We start from the raw sequence: 20,875 nt of genomic DNA, 5'->3' as shown, positions 1-20,875 counted from the left end.
GCAGCAACCTATTCAGGAATCCCCATTATGTTGAGTTATCGTCACGGTTTTCACGCCGGTAATCATGCAGATGTTTTAAAACATTTTGTTTTAATCGAACTGCTGAACTATTTGAATCAAAAAGATACCGCATATACCTATGTCGATACGCATTCTGGTGCGGGTCTATATTCGCTTGATACTGGTTATGCGACCAAAAACGCCGAGTACGAAACAGGGATTGCTCCTCTGTGGGATCGCGATGACATCCCGACTGCGTTACAAGCTTACCTCGATGTGATCAAGGATCTCAATCCCAGTGGTAAACTTCGCTACTACCCAGGCTCGCCGTATTGTGCAGACCAGGTCATGCGCGAGCCAGACCGCCTGCGTCTATTTGAGCTTCACCCTAGTGAAATCAAGATTCTGAGTGAAAACTTTAGAAAGCTCGAAGCGCATAAAGCGGAGCAGGGGATTCGTCCAAGTACTCGCGGCAAGCGAATCATGATCAATGCCGGAGACGGCTTCGACGGATTAAAAGCTTTGCTGCCGCCTCCATCACGTAGGGCTCTCGTTTTGATTGACCCACCATACGAAGTTAAAGATGATTATCGTCGCGTCAAGGTTTGCCTCGAAGACGCTGCACAACGCTTTCCTACAGGGGTTTACGCGGTTTGGTATCCGGTTTTGTCACGGATTGAATCAAAACAATTACCAGAGCGCCTGAAACGTATTCTAGGCAACGGCTGGCTGAATGTAACACTTAGTATTTCTGGCCCAAGTCCGGATGGCTTTGGCTTGCACAGCAGCGGTATGTTCATCATCAATCCGCCATGGACCTTGGAGGCGACATTGCGAGAAGTCATGCCATATTTGGTGAGGGTTCTTGGGAAAGATGCTGGCGCACGTTATACGATTGAATCTGGCGAGACGGAAGTGTCGAAGTCCGAACGACCACAACGAACGACATCTCAGCGCCCGGTTCGAACAAGCGATCGAAATATAGATGCGCGTTCGCCAAGGAGTGTCGCGACACCGGCTCGTCAAAACAACCGCGCCGCGCGCCCTGCAAATCTCAATAAGACACGTGGTCGATAGCCCAATTCAACTTCTCTCCAATTACAAATGAAAGATTTGTAGTGCTGTCTCGTGTATCATCAGAGAGTAAAATGGCAATGACTATTCGCCTTTCTGATGACTACAAAAAACGAGACAGACATGAGTGCGCTTTTAGAAATCCACGGCTCTATAGCCGTTATTCGAATCGACAATCCCCCGGTAAATGGTCTTGGACTTTCTACCCGTACTTCTATTAACGAATTCTTGCAAGAATCGCTCAGTCGCGACGACATAGCGGCAATTGTACTGACGGGCACGGCAAAAGCATTTTCGGGTGGCGCAGATATCAAAGAGTTTGGCACCGACAAAACGTTTGCCAGTCCCAATCTGCCCTCGGTCTTGGACGCAATTGAAAATGCAAGAAAACCAGTAATTGCGGCCATTAATGGTGTTTGCATGGGGGGAGGGCTTGAGCTTGCCCTAGCATGCCATTACCGAATTACGATGAGTGGTTGCCCAATTGCTTTACCCGAAGTTAAATTAGGTTTGCTGCCGGGTGCTGGTGGCACACAGCGATTGCCGCGCCTGTTAGACATGGCAACATGTATCGATATGGTGAGTAATGGCAGTATTTATTTATCGGAAAATTTACGACAAAGTGCTCTTTTTGATTCTTTTATTGACGACCAAAGTTCGCTTTTGAGTTCTGCAATTGAATTTGCGATCGCGAAATCTGCGGCTCGCCCCATCCCAAAAACATCTGAACGTCCAGTCGTCCAAGTAGGCGATCCAAATCTTTTTGAAGCGGCTCGTGCTGTTTTTCACAAAAAATCGCCTTTTCTTCCGGCACCCATCAAATGTATTGATGTACTTGAGATGTCCACCCTGCATAGTTTTGAAGACGGACTTAAAAAAGAACGTGAGGCGTTTCAATTTTTGTTGAACGGTGCAGAATCAAAAGCATTACGTCATATTTTTGTAGCGGAACGTGCGGTAGGGAAAATCGATGGCGTAAACGCCGAAACGACTGTCAGAACCATCAAACAAGTGGCTGTCATTGGTGCTGGAACCATGGGCGCCGGGATTGCTATGAATTTTGCAAGTGCAGGTATTCCAGTCCAAATATTAGATGCACAGGCAGCGTCGTTGGAACGGGGGTTACTGCGAATTCGGCAGAATTATGGGGCGACTGTAGCTAAAGGAAGGTTGAGTCAAGAACAATGTGAACGCAATTGTGCGTTGATTAGTGGCGCCCAAGATTATGAGCAAATTCGTGATGCGGATTTGGTGATCGAAGCGGTTTTTGAACAAATGGAGGTGAAAGAAGAGGTCTTTAGATCACTTGATCGCGTCATGAAACCAAGCGCAATTCTCGCTTCTAATACGTCGACCTTGGACTTAGATCAAATCGCACAATTCACATCTCGACCTACTGATGTGATTGGGTTACATTTTTTTAGCCCAGCAAATGTCATGGAACTGTTGGAAATCGTTCGCGGCAAACTCACTTCTCCAGAGGTGCTTGCTACATGCGCAAACTTGTCCAAGAAAATTAAAAAAACCGCTGTTGTTGCGGGTGTGTGCGATGGATTCATCGGCAATCGCATGTTGGCACAGTACACAAAGCAAGCAGCATTCTTGCTTGAGGAGGGGTGCACTCCCCAGCAGGTGGACCGTGCGATCGAAAATTTTGGTTTTGCGATGGGGCCATTCCGCGTCAGTGACTTGGCCGGTAACGATATAAGTTGGGCAATCAGAAAAGCCCGACGAATCAGTAAGCCAGATGAGATTTACTCAGATCTTGGAGATCTTTTATGCGAACAAGGGCGTTTTGGGCAAAAAACACAAGCTGGTTGGTACGATTATACGGCCGGTGATCGCACTGCCCATCCTTCGGCGTTGGTTGCGAATATGATTGGTGATTACTCACAGAAAAATGGTTTCAAACAAAGGTCTATATCAGATCAGGAAATTGTTGAAAGGCTGATTTTCGCGCTTGCAAATGAGGGGCGAAAGATTCTCGAAGATAAGATTGCAGCACGATCATCGGACATTGATGTGGTCTATCTCAAAGGATATGGTTTTCCAAGACATCGAGGTGGGCCCATGTTTTATGCTGAGTTGGTCGGTTGGGATTATGTCGACGCAGCGATTGATACCTTTTCTAGAGGGCATCGCGGAGAAACTTGGGCGTAAAAGAGAACAAAACGCCCCAACTTAAAATAAGAGTTGGGGCTCATTTTTTGAATCCACTTCCGATTTCATACGGCGAGATCGGAGATCCACAGCAATTTAAATTATAACCAGCAAGGTTCCTGCGAAACTTGCTTATACGCTGTTACCGTGCCATTTGTTATTGTACGGCCGCTGCAGGTGCGAATGCGATATCCGACTTGCGTGCTCAGAGTAGCATCACTGAAATACGTGGTTTCAATCATCGATGGAGGTGCTGCAGTAACGGAAACAGCGGTAAAAGCCGCACCGATTGCGAGTGCTGTAGAGACGGCAAAAAGTGCAATTTTAGAACGTTTCATTTCTTCTCCTCAGTTAAGTAATTGTGTATAGGCTTCATTTCGATGCGAATACCTCCGCAGTTTATGCTGACGAATACAATCAAAAACAGCAAATATGTAATAGTTAATCATTATTTTGTATCAAGTAACATATCAATAAAATATTTCCTATTTATGTATAAATAAACTCAAAATGACGGCTTATATCGGTCTAAAGTTTTGAATATTCTAAAATTTAAAGAATATAATTTTGTGCAACGTATTAATAAGGTGTTCGCAACCACTCAGCACGTTGTGTAGATAAGACGAGATAAACCAAATTTTAGAAATTTGTGTACTCAAACTTGAGCCATTCAGTATTTGCCGTTCTTTACTTCACTTGGGACCAGCTCAGGCGCGACGATAGATCGAGGAAATGATCGCTTAATGTTATACTTGCGGGTTATTCTTAATCTCCGCATACAAAGGTTTTAACGTGTTAGCTACCGCAAATATCACAATGCAGTTTGGCCCTAAGCCGCTGTTCGAAAATATCTCCGTCAAGTTCGGCGAAGGAAATCGTTATGGCTTGATTGGCGCCAACGGTTGCGGCAAGTCGACTTTCATGAAAATTCTCGGTCGAGATCTGGAACCTAGTTCTGGCACAGTCATGCTCGATCAAAATGAGCGTCTCGGCAAATTACGTCAAGATCAATTTGCATTCGAAGAAATGCGCGTACTCGATGTCGTGATGATGGGACATACCGAAATGTGGGCTGCGATGTCAGAACGTGACGCGATTTATGCGAATCCAGAGGCTACTGATGATGACTACATGAAGGCTGCCGATCTCGAAGCAAAATTTGCAGAATATGATGGTTACACTGCAGAAGCGCGTGCTGGCGAATTGCTATTGGGCGTGGGAATTCCGACTGACCAACATCAGGGCTTAATGAGTGCAGTAGCCCCGGGTTGGAAATTGCGTGTATTGTTGGCGCAGGCCTTGTTTTCAAACCCGGATATCCTGTTGCTCGACGAACCGACCAATAACCTCGACATTAATACAATTCGTTGGTTAGAAGATGTTTTGAATCAACGCAACTCGACGATGATTATCATTTCCCATGACCGCCACTTCTTAAATCAGGTCTGTACACATATGGCAGATATGGATTATGGGACGTTGAAGATTTATCCTGGCAACTATGACGATTACATGCTTGCTTCATCTCAAGCACGTGCGCAGCAATTGGCAAACAACGCCAAAGCCAAAGATAAGATTCTAGAATTGCAGGACTTCGTTCGCCGTTTTTCAGCGAACAAGTCCAAGGCTCGTCAAGCGACCTCGCGCGCTAAACAAATTGAAAAAATCAAAGTCGAAGATGTTAAGCCGTCTAGCCGACAAAATCCTTTCATTCGCTTTGATGGCGAGAAGAAATTGCACCGTCTGGCAGTGGAAGTGCAACACCTATCTAAAGCTTATGATCGTCGTCTCTTTGATAGCTTCGATATCATGGTTGAAGCAGGTGAAAAAATTGCGATTATTGGCGCCAATGGCGCAGGTAAAACGACACTTTTACGTTGTATTGGTGGAACAGAGATTTGTGCCTTGACGGCTGATCGCGGTGAGGTTAAATGGGCTGAGAACGCCAATGTTGGTTATATGCCTCAAGATCCAACAGAAGAGTTCGCATCTGATAAGTCGTTAACAGATTGGATGACAGCTTACACACAAGAAGGCGATGATGATCAAGCGGTACGTTCTATTCTTGGTCGCTTGTTGTTTAGCGGCGACGATGTGAAAAAATCTGTCAAAGTCTTGTCCGGCGGTGAGAAAGGGCGCATGACCTACGGTAAATTGATGCTTGGCCGCCATAACGTATTGCTGATGGATGAGCCAACCAACCATATGGACATGGAGTCGATTGAGTCACTCAATATCGCACTTGAGAAGTATGCTGGCACCTTAATTTTCGTTTCACATGACCGCGAATTTGTGTCATCACTGGCGACTCGTATTCTTGAAGTCAAAGAGGGTAAGGTGATTGACTTCCAAGGCACCTATGAAGAGTATTTGGCGAGCCAAGGAATTGAATAATTCCGCATCGTCGAAAAAGAAAAGCCAGACACATGTTCTGGCTTTTTTTATGGAACTCAACGTTCGTGAATTTTGAAAGAGGTGAATTAGTTCTCAAGGAACTCTGGCTCAGTCAGGGAAAAACGGACATACATACGTTGATCAAATTGATCTCGCAGAGCTATCGCCTTATCTTTGCCTTTGGCATGCAAGATTGCTGAGACATAGTCTTGGCGGAATGCGTGAATGTCTTCTAGACTCATTGCTTTTAATAGCCTTCTTTGTAGAAAAAAGCCTTTTATTCCCAAATTTTCTTTGATCAGATCTGAGAGATACCGTTTCATCATATCAACGCGACTCTCACGATCCTCGTCTTCATCGTCTGCGGCCGCAAGTATCGCATCGAGATTGGCGTTCCAAGCATCATCACCCTCTGACGCTTCAAAGATGGTTTGTGATTCTTCCAGGTCTCCCATCGGACCGAATGTGCTGTCTATCATTGGTGTCTCTTGATTTTCTTGTTCTCGTGGCGGATTCAACTGCTCTGATGCGGTGAAATTTTCACTGTCAATGACTTCATCGCCATTTATTTTTTTTATATAACCTTCGACCTCTAGTTTTTGCAAACTTAGTTCGTTCAAACCAAGCGCAGCCATCTTTTGTAGTAAATCATCATCAGACTGGCGACCATCTACCAATACTAAGAGCGAACGCAGACGCGTAGGCAACTGATACTTGCGCGTAGCAATTTCTTCTCTTCCCTTACCAGTTTTGTCGTAGTTGCTGATATCCATGCAGCGCTAAAGGTCTCTAAAATTCAAAATGTTGAGGTCTAATTTTAGCCTGATTTTTCTTTGGTGAAGTCAGTAAAACTAGAGTATTGCAAAATATATCAATATTTTTCGCTGCTGCGGCAACAAGGTAAATAAAATTATGTATTGAATTGTTTCAGCCAAATTGAACACGAGATTTATTCACGTCGGGTGGCAATCCATAAAATCAATAGGCAGCGTCGGTGGGCTCTGGTAACATGCCCGCTGCCACATTGTTTAGAGTGATTCATGATTAATTTTTTCCGTTTGTTTGTTTTTACTTGTTTGATGTTAGCTGCATCACTTGTACGTGCAGATGCATTTGTGTGTTCTGGTGCCGACGGCAAGAGAGTATTCTCCGCGGAACCCTGCGAGAAGAAGGGAATGAAAGTTGCGAGTAAGGAGTTTCCTGTCGTCAGTGGTCAGGTGATGAGCGCAGTTGTGGTGGCAGCACCGAGAGCACCGTCTCCCAATGACCCAACCATTCCTCCAGGGCAGATTAGAATGTCCCGCGAACTCCTTCTTGATACCCCTGTGGTAGTCTTTTTGATCACAATGATGGCGGCGACAGGCGGTCTGTTTGGCTTACTTTTTTTCCGTTTTTATAAAGCGCATCATGGAAAATATAGTATTAGCCGTACCGACATGCCATAGAAGAATATCTGTTAGAAAAAAAGGGGCTCTTCAACAGAGCCCCTTTTTCTATTGATGTTGTTCTTTAGCTCATCTGAAATGGCAGACTACGCAAATTTTTTCCTGTTAGTCTTGCGATCGCATTTGCAAACGCGGGGGCGAGTGGAGGCAAGCCGGGTTCGCCAATTCCCGTAGGTGAATCAGCACTCGGTACGATATGAACGTTGATATCTGGTACATCCGGCATACGTGCGACAGTATAGTCACTGAAATTACTCTGCTGGACTTTTCCTTCTTTAAAGGTAATTTCAGAACCGGGCAAACACATACTTAAGGCCATGACAGCTGCTCCTTGAATTTGTGCTTCAATGGTTTTCGGATTGACCGCTAAATTACAATGTACACCTGCGGTAACGCTACGTAGTTGTGGCTTTCCGTTCTTCACTGATGCCGTAATGATATAGGCGACTACCGTCTCAAACGATTCATGTACAGCCACGCCCCAAGCATGATCCTTAGGTAACTTACGCTTGCCGTAGCCTGATTTCTCGACTGCCAGTTGTAATGCGGCTTTATGTCGTGGAGCCTTGTCTGCCATCAATTTTAAGCGATAGTCGACAGGGTCTTGCTTGGTCTTGCGCGCCAATTCGTCAAGCAGTGTCTCCATAACGAAAGCAGTGTGAGTGGAACCCACACTACGCCACCACAAAACTGGAACATTTACTTTGGGATGATGGACGGACAAGCGCATCGGTACATGATAGGGCTCTCGCATTCCTTCTACGGCGGTACCATCAATTCCATCTTTCATAAGAAAGGACTCGAAAGGACTACCAGCAACGATCGATTGCCCAACGATGACATGATCCCAAGCAAGAACTTTACCCTGGTCGTCATAGGCGATTTCTGCTCGATGCAAGTGTGCTGGACGATAGTAACCGCCGCGCATATCATCTTCGCGTGACCACATTGTGCGGATAGGGGCTGTGATACCCATCGCATAAGCTAGTTTCGTTAACTGTGCGCTTTCAGTCACGTAATCACAGCTCGGAATGGCTCGACGGCCAAAACCACCTCCAGCCATTTGCACGTGTATCATCACGTTTTGAGGTGGAATCCCCAGAGCATTCGCTGCAGCCATCGTATCCATGCCAGGCATTTGGCTTCCTACCCAGACTTGCGCCTTTTGGTCAGTGCCAGTACCAGTTACCTCGATAGTACAATTGAGCGGCTCCATCGCGGCATGGGCCAAATATGGGAAGTAAAATTCCGCGGAAATCTTCTTCGATGTCTTGCTCAAAGCACTAACATCATCATTGTATTTGAGTTTTCCTGTCGTTTTTGCCAAGGCTTGATATTGTTTTTTTTGCTTGATTGAGTCCACTAATTCAAGCTGATCTGTATTCCATTCAAGCTTAAGCGCATCACGAGCTTGCTTCGCGGCCCAGTAGCCCTCAGCAATTACTGCGACACCTTCTCCGCCGCGATCGACAGGCATACGAAAAACCGCCTTAACCCCAGCAATCTTTTTAGCTGCAAGATCATCAATGCTTTTGAGTTTGGCACCGAATACGGGCGGATGTGCAATTACCGCAGTCAACATGCCTGGTCTTTGTACATCGATGCCGAAATGTTGCGTACCAGTAGATTTTGCTCTTGCATCCAAACGACCTGTCTGTTTTCCGATGATTCGGAATTGTTTAGGGTCTTTGAGAGTGACTTGTGCCGGTACCGATTGTTGCATCGCCAAGTCCGCAACTTCTGCAAAATTCATCTTGCGTCCATCGCTACTGACAATAACGCCCGCGTCCGTGTGAATCGTAGCAGGGGAGACGTTCCACTTTGAGGCCGCGGCTGCAATTAACATGGCACGCGCTCTCGCACCGAGTTCTCGATATTGAGTAAAGGAATTCTTGACCGAACCAGAGCCACCCGTGATGTGCATGCCAAATGCTGGATCAACGTAGGCAGGGTTAGCATTGCCATGGACGCCGCGCACCTTACTCCAATCAGCATCTAACTCTTCCGCCAGGATCATCGCGAGCGCGGTTTGTATACCTTGTCCGAATTCGAGACGATTGATCGTCACTGTCACGATGCCATCATGGGAGATGTTTAAAAACGCTTGAGGTTGCTGGAAGGGCTTCAAACCTGCCGCTGCTTGTGCGACTTCTTGTGCGTCCGCGGCTAATGAAAACATACCAAGTGAGAAACCCGCGCCGACACTGAGTTTGAGAAAATGACGACGGTTTTGTACTGTAACTTCGGCACTATCTGACTTTTTGAGGTAGCTGTGAAGAATCTTCGGCAAGCGGCTTAAGTCGTCTTGTTGGTCGAATTTCATGTTATATCCTTTCGATCCTGAGCAATTAAGCCAATTGTTTTGCTGCTGCTTTGATAGCAGTGCGAATACGTTGATAGGTGCCGCAACGACAGATATTACCGGCCATCGCACTCTCGATTTGTTGGTCAGTTGGATGCTTATTTGACTTAAGCAGGGCAGTCGCGCTCATGATTTGCCCACTTTGGCAATAACCACACTGCGCGACATCGTGCTGAACCCATACTTCTTGTACGATTTTCCCGATAGGGTCGGCACCGATTGCTTCAATGGTCGTAAGATGTTTACCGCTTGCTACCGATACAGGCGTTACGCATGACCGGATTGCTTGTCCATCTAAGTGAACAGTGCAAGCACCGCACTGCGCGATGCCACAACCAAATTTAGTTCCCGTCAGCCCCAAGGAGTCGCGTAGAGCCCAAAGAATGGGCGTTTCGGGTGCGATATTAACCGTCTTTTCTTGCGCATTCACATCTATTTTGAGCATAGCTGTTCCTTTTTTTTTGGGATGGATCCAAGTGAAAATGTATATTACCCGAGTTCCTCAAAGTAGGTGAGTTAAGCGCTTTAAGCAAGGGTTTGTTTAGACGAGGTCCGATTTTTTTGGTGCATTATTCCAGTAGTAATTGAGCGAACCGTTGTATATCAACATTGCCACCAGAAATGATAATTCCCACACGTTTTCCTTTAAGGTTCATAGCAGGTTGCATTGCTAATGCGATGCCTAAACAACCAGTTGGCTCGATCACTGTTTTCATTCGACTCGCACAAAAACGCATGGCGGCAACAAGTTCGCGATCACTCACGGTATGGATGGCATCGACATATTTTTGAATCACAGGAAAAGTATGTTGCCCCAAATGTTGGGTTTGGGCACCGTCGGCGATAGTCTTAGGTGTGTCAATGTGCACAATCGATCCACTTAATAATGAGCGTTGTCCATCGTTGCCTGCATCGGGCTCTACCCCAATGACAGTACATTGCGGCAACAAATTCTTCGCGGCGAGGGCACAACCTGAGAGCAAACCTCCGCCGCCAAGAGGAACGAACAAATAGTCTAGTTTGCCGACTTCTTCGATCAGTTCTTTGGCTGCGGTGCCTTGGCCCGCCATGACATGTGGATGGTCATAAGGAGGAATCAGACTAAGGCCTTGCTCTTGTGCGAGTCTTCGGCCAATTGCTTCGCGATCTTCTGTGTAGCGGTCGTATAGAACCACTTCACCTCCATAACCACGTGTGGCTTCAATTTTAATCTTTGGAGCATCTTCTGGCATGACGATCACCGCCCGCATACCAAGTTCTCGTGCAGCCAACGCTATTGCCTGTGCATGATTACCCGACGAAAACGTCACGACGCCTTGTTTCTTCTGTTGTTCGTCAAATTGAAGTAATGCATTACATGCACCTCGAATCTTAAAAGCCCCCATGCGTTGGGTATTTTCTGCTTTAAAAAAAACCTCGGCGCCGATCAGTTCATCAAATGTCGTCGAATGTAGAACGGGTGTTTGATGGATAAATGCTTGAATTCTCTGCTGAGCTGCAACAATGTCTTCGTAAGAAATACTTAATGCCATGATCAAATGTAGGTTAAATGGGTTTGACGAATAAGCCGATTGTTAGCAATACACCGATTGTAACTATTACACCGCGTAGGACTTTCTCGTTGACTCGATGTAATGCCCAAGATCCCATCAATCCCCCCAAAATCGCTCCGATTCCTAGCACGAGGGCTTGTTGCCAATGAACTTCTGGGGAAAAGACGAAGAGGGCGACGGCAGATGCATTCATCACCCCTGCTAGCGCGTTTTTGGTGGCGCCCGCTGCTCTTGTGGCCAAGCCAGCCATGGTCAGTGCCGCCATCATCAAGAAGCCTATACCTCCGCCAAAGTATCCGCCGTAAATAGCAATGCAGAATTGCGCAATAGCGGCGGCCCAAGGACCGATATGTGTTGAGGTCTCATTTGTCTTGCGAAAAAAACTACCCCAAGCAAACACGCTGGTTCCAAATAAAACTAGCCAAGGGACGATTCGTGCAAAGACGCTTGAAGGCGTATTGAGTAGCAATAGCGCACCAAGTATTCCACCAGCTAAGCTGACAATAAACAGCATTTTGAATGACAAGGTTCCTGCACCTGATACGAGCTTGCGCCCAGCTAGTCCAGAAGTCACTTGTCCGGGAAACAAGGCTATCGTGGAGGTGATGTTGGCAGCGAGCGGTGATAAACCTGCGAGTATCAACGCTGGCAAAGTTACGAAGGAACCTCCACCAGCCAAAGAATTTTGCAAGCCAGCCCAAATGCCGGCAGCGAAGATCATGAAGAAAATAAGCATAAATTTATGTTGGGGTCGGAGACCAAGTCTCGAATATATAGAACATGAAAAGCTCATTATTTCATGGTTTTCTGGACCGAGTGCCTTTAGCGCGCGTATTTCATTTGCTTAGTGTGAATTTATTTGACGTTTTCTGTTCTGGTTTTAGTTTGGAGGAGTACAAGCTTGTTTTAATTTTTCTTCAATTCAGCATGTATAGCTTTTGCGTATCTTTTATTGAGATCAACTGAATTGGCAATATTGGTTTGTGTTTCTTGTTTAACTGATGGATGTTGAAACGAGGTATGGTACCGACGGCAGGTGCGAGCTTCGCTTATAAGCGTCTTAAGCGTTCGTTTGCATAAATTTGTTCCTGGACTCAATTGCTTTTTCACTGGATACAACTTAAATCGAAGAACAACTTGCTTCAAATTTTTTTTGCGAAAATTTGTGCCTTTTTCAGGCTATTTGCAAAAAATTGTACTTGTTTCAGCGATAAAGACTTCAGAATTTTCCTTCCCAAAGCTTGGTTTACTTACTAAAGTGATCTCTAGCACAGCAACATATTTGGACTCGTCTTTTTTTAGCGAGAGAAATTATGACTGAATATGACTTTGAAGACACTGATAGGTTCTCAAAGCGAATCGTGGGAGGTAAAACGATTGATACGAGCACCTGGCGAACCCCGGACGTCGGGGCTCTGAACGGCGATGCTAGCGTTAAATACCACGATAGAAAAGAAGCAATATTGTTATATCTAAGCGGTGAAAGCGACGAATCGATCAAGCAAAAAACTGGCATAGGAAGTAAACAAGCCTACCGTCTAATTAGAGAAAGATGTTTAGAGATCCATCCTGATGGATCGCCATATGGTTGGCGAGCGCTCGTTCACTATACACGAATGAAGCCTTATCGAAGACAAAAGAAAATTGTAGTTGATCAATTTGGTTTAGGTGCTGCTGGCGCCATGAAAACGCTACTTGAAAAGCATCCAGAACTAAGGGATTCATTCGAAAAGAAAATTCTTTCGAATTCAAATTCCAAAAAACTGGTCGAAATAAAAAAAAGCAAAACACGTATCACTGGATGGTTTTTGGAAGAGCTACGCAAGCTAGGTTACGAAGCACGCCAAGAGTGGCCTTTCAACACAAATAGTAAAGCATATTTCACGGTTAGTAGATACATTGATGATTTACTAATCAAGAACCCCAAAGCTCTAGCGATGAATGTAGGCGGTCCCGAATTAGTAAACAAACTTAAAACCGGTGATGGAACAAATCGACCTGTTTTAAAGTTTATGCAACGAGTAGAAATGGATGCTCATAAGTTGGACGGTCGTTTTTGTATTTCAATACCACTTTTGGACGGCGATTATAAAGAGAAAATCATTCATCGGCTGTGGGTAATTGTTATTTTAGAAGTTGTATCGAGAGCTGTGATTGGGTACTACTTCAGTACACGGAAAGAAGTTTCTGCTGACGATGCATTGCGAGCCATAAAATGTGGTTTAAATCGATGGAGTCCGAGAGATATTAGCTTCTCTAACGTTGCCTACTCAGAAAAAGCAGGGCTGCTGTCTTCTCTCGGAAAAGACTTCGTAGGTCTATGCTGGGAGGAAACGAGTGTTGACGGAGCACTTGCTGAGACATGTAAAACGGTGAAAGAGACTCTTAAGAATGCAGTTGGGTCTACCCTCATCTCCCCAGACTCGTCTTTTTCACAGCGTAGAAGCAAAGACGATCGTCCGTTTATAGAAGCATTTTTCAAGAATTTGGCGGGTAAAGGTTTTCAAAGACTGTCAAATACAACAGGAGCTAAACCGAAAGACAAGAAAGGTAGAGATCCAGATGACGTAGCTCTGACATCACGTTTTCAGTATGAATATGCTGAAGAACTTTTAGATGTTTTGATAGCAAATTACAATATGAGTTGCCACAGCGGAATAGGTGGAAGAAAACCGTTGGAATACGCAACCTTTCTCATGAAAAACTCTGGCTTGACTCCGCGATATGCGGACCCAGACCTTGTGCAGTCCTTCTTTAGTCTTCGGAAGAGATGTCGTGTACGAGGCGGAGCAAAGACTGGTCGTGCGCCATTTATTGAATTTGGATATGCTCGTTACACAAATGAAATTCTACAAAACCGTCAAGATCTTGTCGGGACAGAAATCTGGGTTATCAATCACAAAGAAAACGATGCGCGGATGGTACTTGCATCGACAATTAGCGGCACTCCTTTAGGTGTTTTGAGGGCTGCGCCGCCTTGGAATATATCTCCACATAGCTTGTCAGTGCGTAAAGCGATTTATCAAGCATCAGCGAAAGGAAAATTTAATTTAGCACCAGGCGGTGATGGAATTGAATGTTTTTTGAATTATGTTGAAAACACGGCACGTGGCAAATTACCGGTTCACCCCGCATATATTGAGGCAAGAAGAATCTTGGTCGAATCCGCAGAACAATTGGTTGGAACTTCAATGCTCGAGGCTGCAAAAGCAAGGGCAAGAGAATTGAACGTTGGTAGTTCATCTGAGCCCATTGATTCAAAAAATGCTGGAGTTGCAGAGACAAAACCCAACGTACCAAAATCCGCTGGCAATAATCAAAAGCCGGATAAACTGCCAGCAAGAAGAATGGCATCGACGAGGTAAATCATGACCTTCTGCTTACCTGAACATATAGATCCTCGGCATTCCCTAGTGACTAAGCAATATGCTGTATATACCCCCCCGATTGATGAAATGATAAATCAGATAGGTGATTGGATCGACCAACAGAGACCTGGTGGTTACATACATGGTGCCTCAAGACTTGGCAAGTCTCGTTGTATTCAGTGGTTCCTTATGCAGGTGCTTGTGGAAAAGTTTGGTAGCCTTTTGCCATTAATCATTTGGAATAGACGTGCCGAGAGCCAATCAAGTGAATCATTTTTTTGGCATCAATTGTTAATGGCCTCCAATTTCGAGTTTCTTGATCCTCTGAAGCCTTTAAGAAAATCTGAAGCTATCTTTCTGTGTAAGAACAGGTTTATATCAATCGCAAAAAATGCAAATCGAAATTATGTAATTTTGTTGATTGATGAGGCACAAGATCTAACATTGCGCGAATGGAAATGGTTGGTCGGATTGCAAAATGCCCTTGACTATGAAGGGTTTCTCTTGAGCGTTTTTTCTGTCGGCACACATCAATTGGGATATCAACACGAATATTTGGCAAGCACCGGCAACGCACACGTAGCCGCGCGTTTTATGGCTGCACATGCTCGATTCCATGGTATTCAAACTGTCGGTGAGCTCGAATATGTACTTAACGGGTATGACGAAGATTCCGAGTGGCCTGCGGGGAGTGGTATTTCTTTCCTTAAGTATTTTTCTCCTCGCGATTTCGACGCCGACCGACGCCTCGCGAATCGCGCAGGTTTATTTTGGAAGGCGCTTCTTGAATTGTCGCCTAAGAAACGAAATGAGTTTCCTATGCAACATATCGCAAGAACGATAGAAGCCGCATTATTTCGACTTGCAAATGGTGGAAATTGGGATGAAGTAATGTCCTATGAGAGTTTGTTGGAAAGTATTTCCAGAACTAACTTTTCAGATCACATGCGCATAATCGCGAGTGCAAATTAAATGAAGCCGTACCCTAAAGTGAACTGGTGGCCAGGCAATCTGATACCGTATGAATCGTGCCTTAGTTTTGCTGTGCGTTTTTGTGCGCTAAACAACCTTGGGCTGAAACAATTTGAACAATATTTTGAAATTAAAATTGATGGCTTAGCCAGCGTCAGCAGTTCTCAAATAAGACGAATTGCCGATTTGCTCAATGAAGATTTAGATGCGGTGAAAACTATTTTTTCACCGACTTCTATTCTAGGCAAGCTCTCTGATGATCGGTTCTTTCTCCGTAGTAAAACCCTAGCTCAAGTTAGAGTCTGCGACGAATGTGTAGCCAATGGATACCATAATTTTCTGCATCAGGTATCTTGGCTTGCAAAGTGTCCCTTCCATAATACAAGTCTAAGAGTAATTTACGTATTTAGCGGCGGCCAATCGAAAACTTCGCAACGTTTTCTCGAACTGAAACATGCAATGGAAACTTGCTGCAAGTCATGGCCCTATCTTCAGGACATTGACAAAAGTTTTCTTGAAAATGAAAACTTTAACCGTGTATTAATGTGGGCAAAATGTGCGCTTGATTCAGAAGATCAGCTTTTAAAAGGTTTAATGGTTCGTTTTGGATCTGATAGCGAATATGAGGAACAAACCTTAAAACAAACCATCGGACAGTTAAGATCACTTGAAGTCATTCCCCAAAAAATTGAACACCTATTTGCAACATTAGGAGAAACATGGCAAATAGAACTTCGAAGGTTTCCTTTGGATGTAAAAAATAACTTGAAGCAAGCCACTAAACTGCATGATCTCAGATATATTTTTAGTTTTTTCAAATCAGTTGGGAAGTATGCGAATCGAACAGGTTCGTACTTAGATAAATTAAAGTCTGCGCAAGCCAAAATAACTCAAAATTATTCTTCTTCTCGTTGTAGTTGGGGCCTAAGGAAAGATGGTTTTTATTCTCACTGGGAAAAGGTTGATCCTGATAATTGGCCTCATTGGTGTTGTCAGCGTCCATATGAAGTTGCAATCGAAGACCTAGAGCTTGGTTGGGGAAGGGCGGAGAACATCTTATCATCACGAAAGCTTGAACAAGAGAGATTAAGTTTTGTTCGTGAATCTAAGACTTTCTATGATGAAGGTTTTATTGGTTATACGCCAGAAGCGCAAGTTTCTGAGGATGGCCGACTATATCTCTACCCCCAAAATTGGCCCTGTTGTGAATGGGTTGATAAGTTTATGCTGGGTGATTTACTCAATACGATTGCAGAATTTGAAATCGAAATAGCTTTTGAATGTATTAGTATTTGGTTGCACGACATAGAGCTGGGGAAAAATCCTAACGAGAGGCAAGATCCAAGAAGTTGTATTTACTTATGCGAGTCTGAAGACGGAATAACAGTATTTAAATGGTTTCGAAGAAATGAAGCTATTGATATCCTGTGAAGGAGCGTTTATCAGCGATTAGCTAGTATTCGATAAGATCATCAACCGGATTGCTAATTTGCATGATGACTCCTTTAAAGATTCTAAAGACATGCAATTTTTTGCCTTTATAGCTGCTTAAATGTAAAGATTTGAAGTCGATATGCCGCTTGAACTACTGGTGAAGAGATAGCTAGTTCCTAAATTCGATCTGTATGGCCTCGAGAAATATCGCTTCTCGGTTAAGAGATTGTCTATCTTTCACTACCGCTTCATGACAATTTTTGTGAATTTACTAGCCACCAATCGGTAAATTCACGTAGATTTCGATGACTTGAATCGATGTTGCTTAGCTCTTCGCCAATATTAGGAGTGCCATTCGTTTCACGAGTAATTAGTGCTCGATGTATTTCCGGAGGCACCCCTCGATGATAGGGAAGGAAATCATCTACAAACACAATTGGACTTAGCAGACTTAGCGCAGGCGCTTTGGGACTTGTTGCCCCAGTGGCGCCGCTAGTTGCAATGACCCGTTGAATGGGGAACCCAAGTCTGGTCAAATTATCTAGTCGTGCGTCTTGAAATTCTGACTCAATGGCACTGATGCAAATTAACTCGAATCCTGCAGTTTCTAATTGATTGCAGGCTTGTATTGCGCCTTCGACAGCAGGGATAGTTCGCCAAAATTCGTCGTTAAAAAAGCGTCGAAAATGTACCAATTCATCGCCTTCCAACTTGCGAACATTCCAGCGATCTAACGGCCAATAGGCATTTGGATCTTTTAATGCTGGAAGATCATTAAATGCTTTGTGCCATGCGTTACGGTACGCGACGTGATAATCAAGCAATACGCCATCTGCGTCTAGGGCAATAATCGGTTTGGACATGCTTGAAGTTGATAGTCTTTATCAAGTTTCTATCTTAACGAAAACCCGAGACGCATAGCAATTAATTCCTGTTTAAACTTACCGAAGATATTAACACTCGCCTCATATGTATCTGCGAGAGAAGAACGTCCTTGATTCAAATGAGCATTCGGCGAAAAATGAGGTGTCTTATGGTATGGCGGTCCCATATTCAATGTAATTTCACTTTTGAATTCCTTGGCTTTCTCTAAGTCCAGCTTTTGAATTACTTCTGCCCTCGATTTGTACATGTTATCAAATTTAACGGTCAAGCCTTCTGGGATCTCTTGTGCTACCCTAGTTGCGTATGCGACTAAATCTGGCTCTGCTGGCATATAGAGAAACGCATCGCTTTCAGTTTCGCCATTACTGCGAAGTATTCGTCCGAGTACCTGACGAAAATGAAGTTCGGTTTTAACTCTAGTGAGGTGACAACAGACGCGTAATCTCGGGATATCAGTACCCTCACTTATCATGCCAACGGCAACGATCCACTTTTCTGAATTGTGCTTAAACTCATTGATGATCTGCTGTGGATCATCCACTCGATATGTAACGATATACGCTTGTTCGTTGAATTTTTCTTCGAGAATCTTGACGATCTTATTTGCATGTTCAATCGTGGCAGCAACGATCAGTCCACCAGCGTTGGGAATTCGTTTTCTAATTGCATTTAGCTTGTCAGAAGACTTTCCTACTAGGTAGACGATGAGTTCCTCGTTCTCGATCAACTGTTGGTAGGTACACTTTGAATCTTTAAGCAGTTGTTCGAATGATGAATAATTGAAGTTCTCGCTATTTCGCCTAACGGTTACGTTGTCGTTGTCAATCAAGGTAATTTGGGGTGTTCGGCAGACATTGTCTGCGACTGCTTGCGGTAGTCCGTAAACATAATCGCATTTGATTCGATTATCTTGGCAATAGCGAGCCAATACAATGGGAACTTGATCTGACCTCCAAGGAGTACCTGTTAACGCCAGCGTGTATGCAGCACGGCCCTGAATGTTCTCGATAATTTTTTGTCCCCATGCATTCGTATTATCTGGCCCATCACCAGCGCAATGATGAATTTCGTCAAAAATCACAAATATGCGATTCGTATCAAACAAACGCCAAAATGATTCATCGAGATGAAGCATGCCTTGGTAAGTCAACGATCTCCCTTTGGAACCCAGAAGCCCGTCCATTCGTAAGTTCGTTATTGCTGATAACGATAATTCGAAATTGCTTGCTACTGTGACCGAAGGTGAGAAACACAAGACAAGATCAATCTTATTCTCCAAGAACAGCCTATTGGCCAGTGTGGATGCCATAACTGTTTTGCCTGCACCTGGCGTAGCAAGGCAAAGAAAATGTTTTTCTTTGGTCGCAAATTTATGCCATGCACTGTTGATGCATTCAGACTGCCACGTTCTTAGCTTCATGTTTTTAATTTGAACTCAATGCAATTAAGTTTTCGATTGCCTTAACTTTACCCAGAAGCTTTGAACACCGGTCTCGCGATTCGTTATAAAGCTCTTGGATCTGCGCGCCAATTTCTGGAAGCTCTTTATAAATCGCATCGTACTCTTCGGCTTCTCCCATGGCGGTGAGCAACATCAGCTTTTGTTGGTGAAGTCTTTCGGTGAGATTTTTTCCAAGGGCGTCGTGTGGATTTTGTTTGCCATTATTTGTAAGAACATCTGGATTACTCGATTCTGCGATTCGTGCGCTGAACTGCTCAGTGTTAGTGTATTTATAAGCTCGTCCATCAGCCTTGACTTGCACAATATCTCCGGTCGACATGAATCGTAAAATATTTCGATGCACAAATTGTCGCGCAGACTTCGATTCTGAGTGAATTTTTGATGGTGTGGACATATACACATCGAGTGCCTGTCCGATTGTAAAAGTCTTCCCAGCGAGAAGCCGGAATGTATCAATTACTTCCTTCTTGAATTTTCTTTGCTTCATTTTTAATGAGGTGTTGTATCGAATTTCGCTACATTGTATCGCGTATCTAAAATCGCTACAATGAAAACTTCATCTTACTCACCGCACTATGAGAAGCTTCGATCTTGGTTGAAGGAGAGACGTGCATTGTCGTCATTGACTCTACGCGAAATTGCCCCGTTGATCGGCGCCCATTTCACGAGCGTAGGCAAAATGGAGCAAGATCGCAAGAAGATAGAATTAGTGGAATTTATAAAGCATTGTCACGCGATTGGTGCGGATCCACATGAGGGACTTGAAATAGTAATTCAGTCTATTGCCGAACAGAATCGAACAAAGAAAACGGTCAACCGATAGAAAGGACACAAGTAATTTCGAAAGAATAGAAAATAAATATTCTTCTATCACTTACTAGAAAGAAGTAGATTCCTCAGTTTTAATTCTGCGCAGCTGTCAAAGCCGACAAGAGAATCTGTCTTCACTAGGTTCGGTAAAAACGGCCTAAACAGATACGCCTTGTCATCAACTGCGATCCATTTTTCCCAAGGCTGATTTGTAGATCGCAACCATGCTTCGACTTCAGCATGACGCTGGTAGCCAATCACCTCAAGAATATCGGGATGTTCACTCCAGTTAGGGGTGCGACCAATGATGCGTCTTCGAATATCCTCACTAAATATAGATTGTAGATCATCCAAAGAACGCGTAGCTCTCCATGTGCTACTGATCACGATCTCGACGTTTACAAAGTCTCTCAAGACATTTTCGAATCTGGGTAAAAAACAGAAATGATCTGCCGAATCAAAACACGGTTCTGGATGAAGTACTCCATCAAAATCAAGAAAAATTTTCATCTTCGGTTAATTGGTTTTCAAGGTAATTCATAGCCGTCGAAATTTTGGTAGTATCAGATCCTCCTCAAAGAAGTCAATTTGTGAATAAATCCTTTAACTTCCCGCCTGATCCAAATCCATAAGGTTGACTTTATCAAAAAAAGAGGGTGCTAAGACTTTAATTTGTCCGAGTTTCGGATGATTCCAACGAAGTTGGCTAAGTTTGATTTCTACTAAAGCTTTGTTTGAAATTTCAACCTATCAAAATTAGACTGTCTTTCCTAATTGACAATTCATATTTGTCAATGTAGGATCTCGACCTTTTGTATTTTTCAAAATATCAATATTACATCGGGACTTTATCTGAATGAGATGAGTCAAGGTCAAACTTTGGTGTTAATTCCGATCTTCTTTATTGAGTTTTCCGTCATCCAAACGGACTGGTTCGAGAAGGTTTGGTTGCCTTG

The 20,875-nt window shown here is 44.1% G+C and carries 16 protein-coding genes and 1 pseudogene; 7 read left to right on the top strand and 10 right to left on the bottom strand.

Annotated features, from left to right (window positions below):
- Positions 1-27 precede the first annotated feature (27 nt).
- Positions 28-909 (top strand): annotated as a pseudogene (locus H8K36_RS01215) (23S rRNA (adenine(2030)-N(6))-methyltransferase RlmJ); the annotation flags it as partial.
- Between the two features lie 288 nt (positions 910-1,197).
- Positions 1,198-3,234: a 3-hydroxyacyl-CoA dehydrogenase NAD-binding domain-containing protein gene (locus H8K36_RS01210; protein ID WP_186915466.1), complete on the top strand. Its 2,037-nt coding sequence runs from the start codon at positions 1,198-1,200 to the stop codon at positions 3,232-3,234.
- A 101-nt stretch (positions 3,235-3,335) separates the two neighbouring features.
- Here the strand turns inward: H8K36_RS01210 and H8K36_RS01205 are convergent, their stop codons facing one another.
- Positions 3,336-3,572: a DUF6289 family protein gene (locus H8K36_RS01205; protein WP_186915467.1), complete on the bottom strand. Its 237-nt coding sequence runs from the start codon at positions 3,570-3,572 to the stop codon at positions 3,336-3,338.
- A 454-nt stretch (positions 3,573-4,026) separates the two neighbouring features.
- On the opposite strand from H8K36_RS01205, the gene H8K36_RS01200 reads away from it, so the two are divergent.
- Positions 4,027-5,628, top strand: a complete 1,602-nt coding sequence (locus H8K36_RS01200; protein ID WP_186915468.1) for an ABC-F family ATPase — start codon at positions 4,027-4,029, stop codon at positions 5,626-5,628.
- An 86-nt stretch (positions 5,629-5,714) separates the two neighbouring features.
- Here the strand turns inward: H8K36_RS01200 and H8K36_RS01195 are convergent, their stop codons facing one another.
- Positions 5,715-6,401, bottom strand: a complete 687-nt coding sequence (locus H8K36_RS01195) for a hypothetical protein (RefSeq protein ID WP_186915469.1) — start codon at positions 6,399-6,401, stop codon at positions 5,715-5,717.
- A gap of 267 nt (positions 6,402-6,668) precedes the next feature.
- Between H8K36_RS01195 and H8K36_RS01190 the strand changes: the two genes are divergently transcribed.
- Entirely contained in the window at positions 6,669-7,073 is a 405-nt protein-coding gene (locus tag H8K36_RS01190) for a hypothetical protein (RefSeq protein ID WP_186915470.1), read from the top strand.
- 64 nt (positions 7,074-7,137) lie between these two features.
- On the opposite strand, the gene H8K36_RS01185 is transcribed toward H8K36_RS01190, so the two are convergent.
- The 4 genes from H8K36_RS01185 to H8K36_RS01170 all read right to left on the bottom strand — a co-directional run bounded on the left by H8K36_RS01185 (position 7,138) and on the right by H8K36_RS01170 (position 11,724).
- Complete coding sequence (locus tag H8K36_RS01185; protein WP_186915471.1) at positions 7,138-9,396, bottom strand: xanthine dehydrogenase family protein molybdopterin-binding subunit; 2,259 nt, start codon at positions 9,394-9,396, stop codon at positions 7,138-7,140.
- Between the two features lie 25 nt (positions 9,397-9,421).
- Complete coding sequence (locus H8K36_RS01180) at positions 9,422-9,880, bottom strand: (2Fe-2S)-binding protein (RefSeq protein WP_186915472.1); 459 nt, start codon at positions 9,878-9,880, stop codon at positions 9,422-9,424.
- 124 nt (positions 9,881-10,004) lie between these two features.
- Positions 10,005-10,967, bottom strand: a complete 963-nt coding sequence (locus H8K36_RS01175) for a threo-3-hydroxy-L-aspartate ammonia-lyase (RefSeq protein ID WP_186915473.1) — start codon at positions 10,965-10,967, stop codon at positions 10,005-10,007.
- Positions 10,968-10,980: 13 nt separating this feature from the next.
- Positions 10,981-11,724 (bottom strand): sulfite exporter TauE/SafE family protein, encoded by a 744-nt coding sequence (locus H8K36_RS01170; RefSeq protein ID WP_186915474.1) that lies wholly within the window; start codon positions 11,722-11,724, stop codon positions 10,981-10,983.
- A 577-nt stretch (positions 11,725-12,301) separates the two neighbouring features.
- On the opposite strand from H8K36_RS01170, the gene H8K36_RS01165 reads away from it, so the two are divergent.
- From H8K36_RS01165 to H8K36_RS01155, 3 genes are read left to right on the top strand one after another with little or no spacing between them, the layout of a single operon-like run.
- Positions 12,302-14,353 (top strand): hypothetical protein, encoded by a 2,052-nt coding sequence (locus H8K36_RS01165; RefSeq protein WP_186915475.1) that lies wholly within the window; start codon positions 12,302-12,304, stop codon positions 14,351-14,353.
- Between the two features lie 3 nt (positions 14,354-14,356).
- Positions 14,357-15,328 (top strand): ATP-binding protein, encoded by a 972-nt coding sequence (locus tag H8K36_RS19450; protein WP_186915476.1) that lies wholly within the window; start codon positions 14,357-14,359, stop codon positions 15,326-15,328.
- Complete coding sequence (locus H8K36_RS01155) at positions 15,329-16,759, top strand: hypothetical protein (RefSeq protein ID WP_186915477.1); 1,431 nt, start codon at positions 15,329-15,331, stop codon at positions 16,757-16,759.
- Between the two features lie 251 nt (positions 16,760-17,010).
- Here the strand turns inward: H8K36_RS01155 and H8K36_RS01150 are convergent, their stop codons facing one another.
- The 4 genes from H8K36_RS01150 to H8K36_RS01135 form a co-directional block, all read right to left on the bottom strand.
- The gene (locus H8K36_RS01150; RefSeq protein WP_186915478.1) at positions 17,011-17,625 is read right to left on the bottom strand and encodes an HAD family hydrolase; all 615 of its coding nucleotides are present in this window, start codon (positions 17,623-17,625) and stop codon (positions 17,011-17,013) included.
- Positions 17,626-17,654: 29 nt separating this feature from the next.
- The gene (locus tag H8K36_RS01145) at positions 17,655-19,067 is read right to left on the bottom strand and encodes a DEAD/DEAH box helicase (protein WP_186915479.1); all 1,413 of its coding nucleotides are present in this window, start codon (positions 19,065-19,067) and stop codon (positions 17,655-17,657) included.
- Between the two features lie 4 nt (positions 19,068-19,071).
- The gene (locus H8K36_RS01140) at positions 19,072-19,596 is read right to left on the bottom strand and encodes a hypothetical protein (protein ID WP_186915480.1); all 525 of its coding nucleotides are present in this window, start codon (positions 19,594-19,596) and stop codon (positions 19,072-19,074) included.
- A 383-nt stretch (positions 19,597-19,979) separates the two neighbouring features.
- Entirely contained in the window at positions 19,980-20,429 is a 450-nt protein-coding gene (locus H8K36_RS01135; protein ID WP_186915481.1) for an HAD domain-containing protein, read from the bottom strand.
- Between the last annotated feature and the right edge of the window lie 446 nt (positions 20,430-20,875).

This window comes from Affinundibacterium nitidum (assembly GCF_014284155.1).
GTDB classification, from domain to species: domain Bacteria; phylum Pseudomonadota; class Gammaproteobacteria; order Burkholderiales; family Burkholderiaceae_D; genus Undibacterium; species Undibacterium nitidum.
The sequence above is the reverse complement of the archived record's forward strand: the minus strand, read 5'-3'. Positions and strand labels throughout refer to the sequence as shown.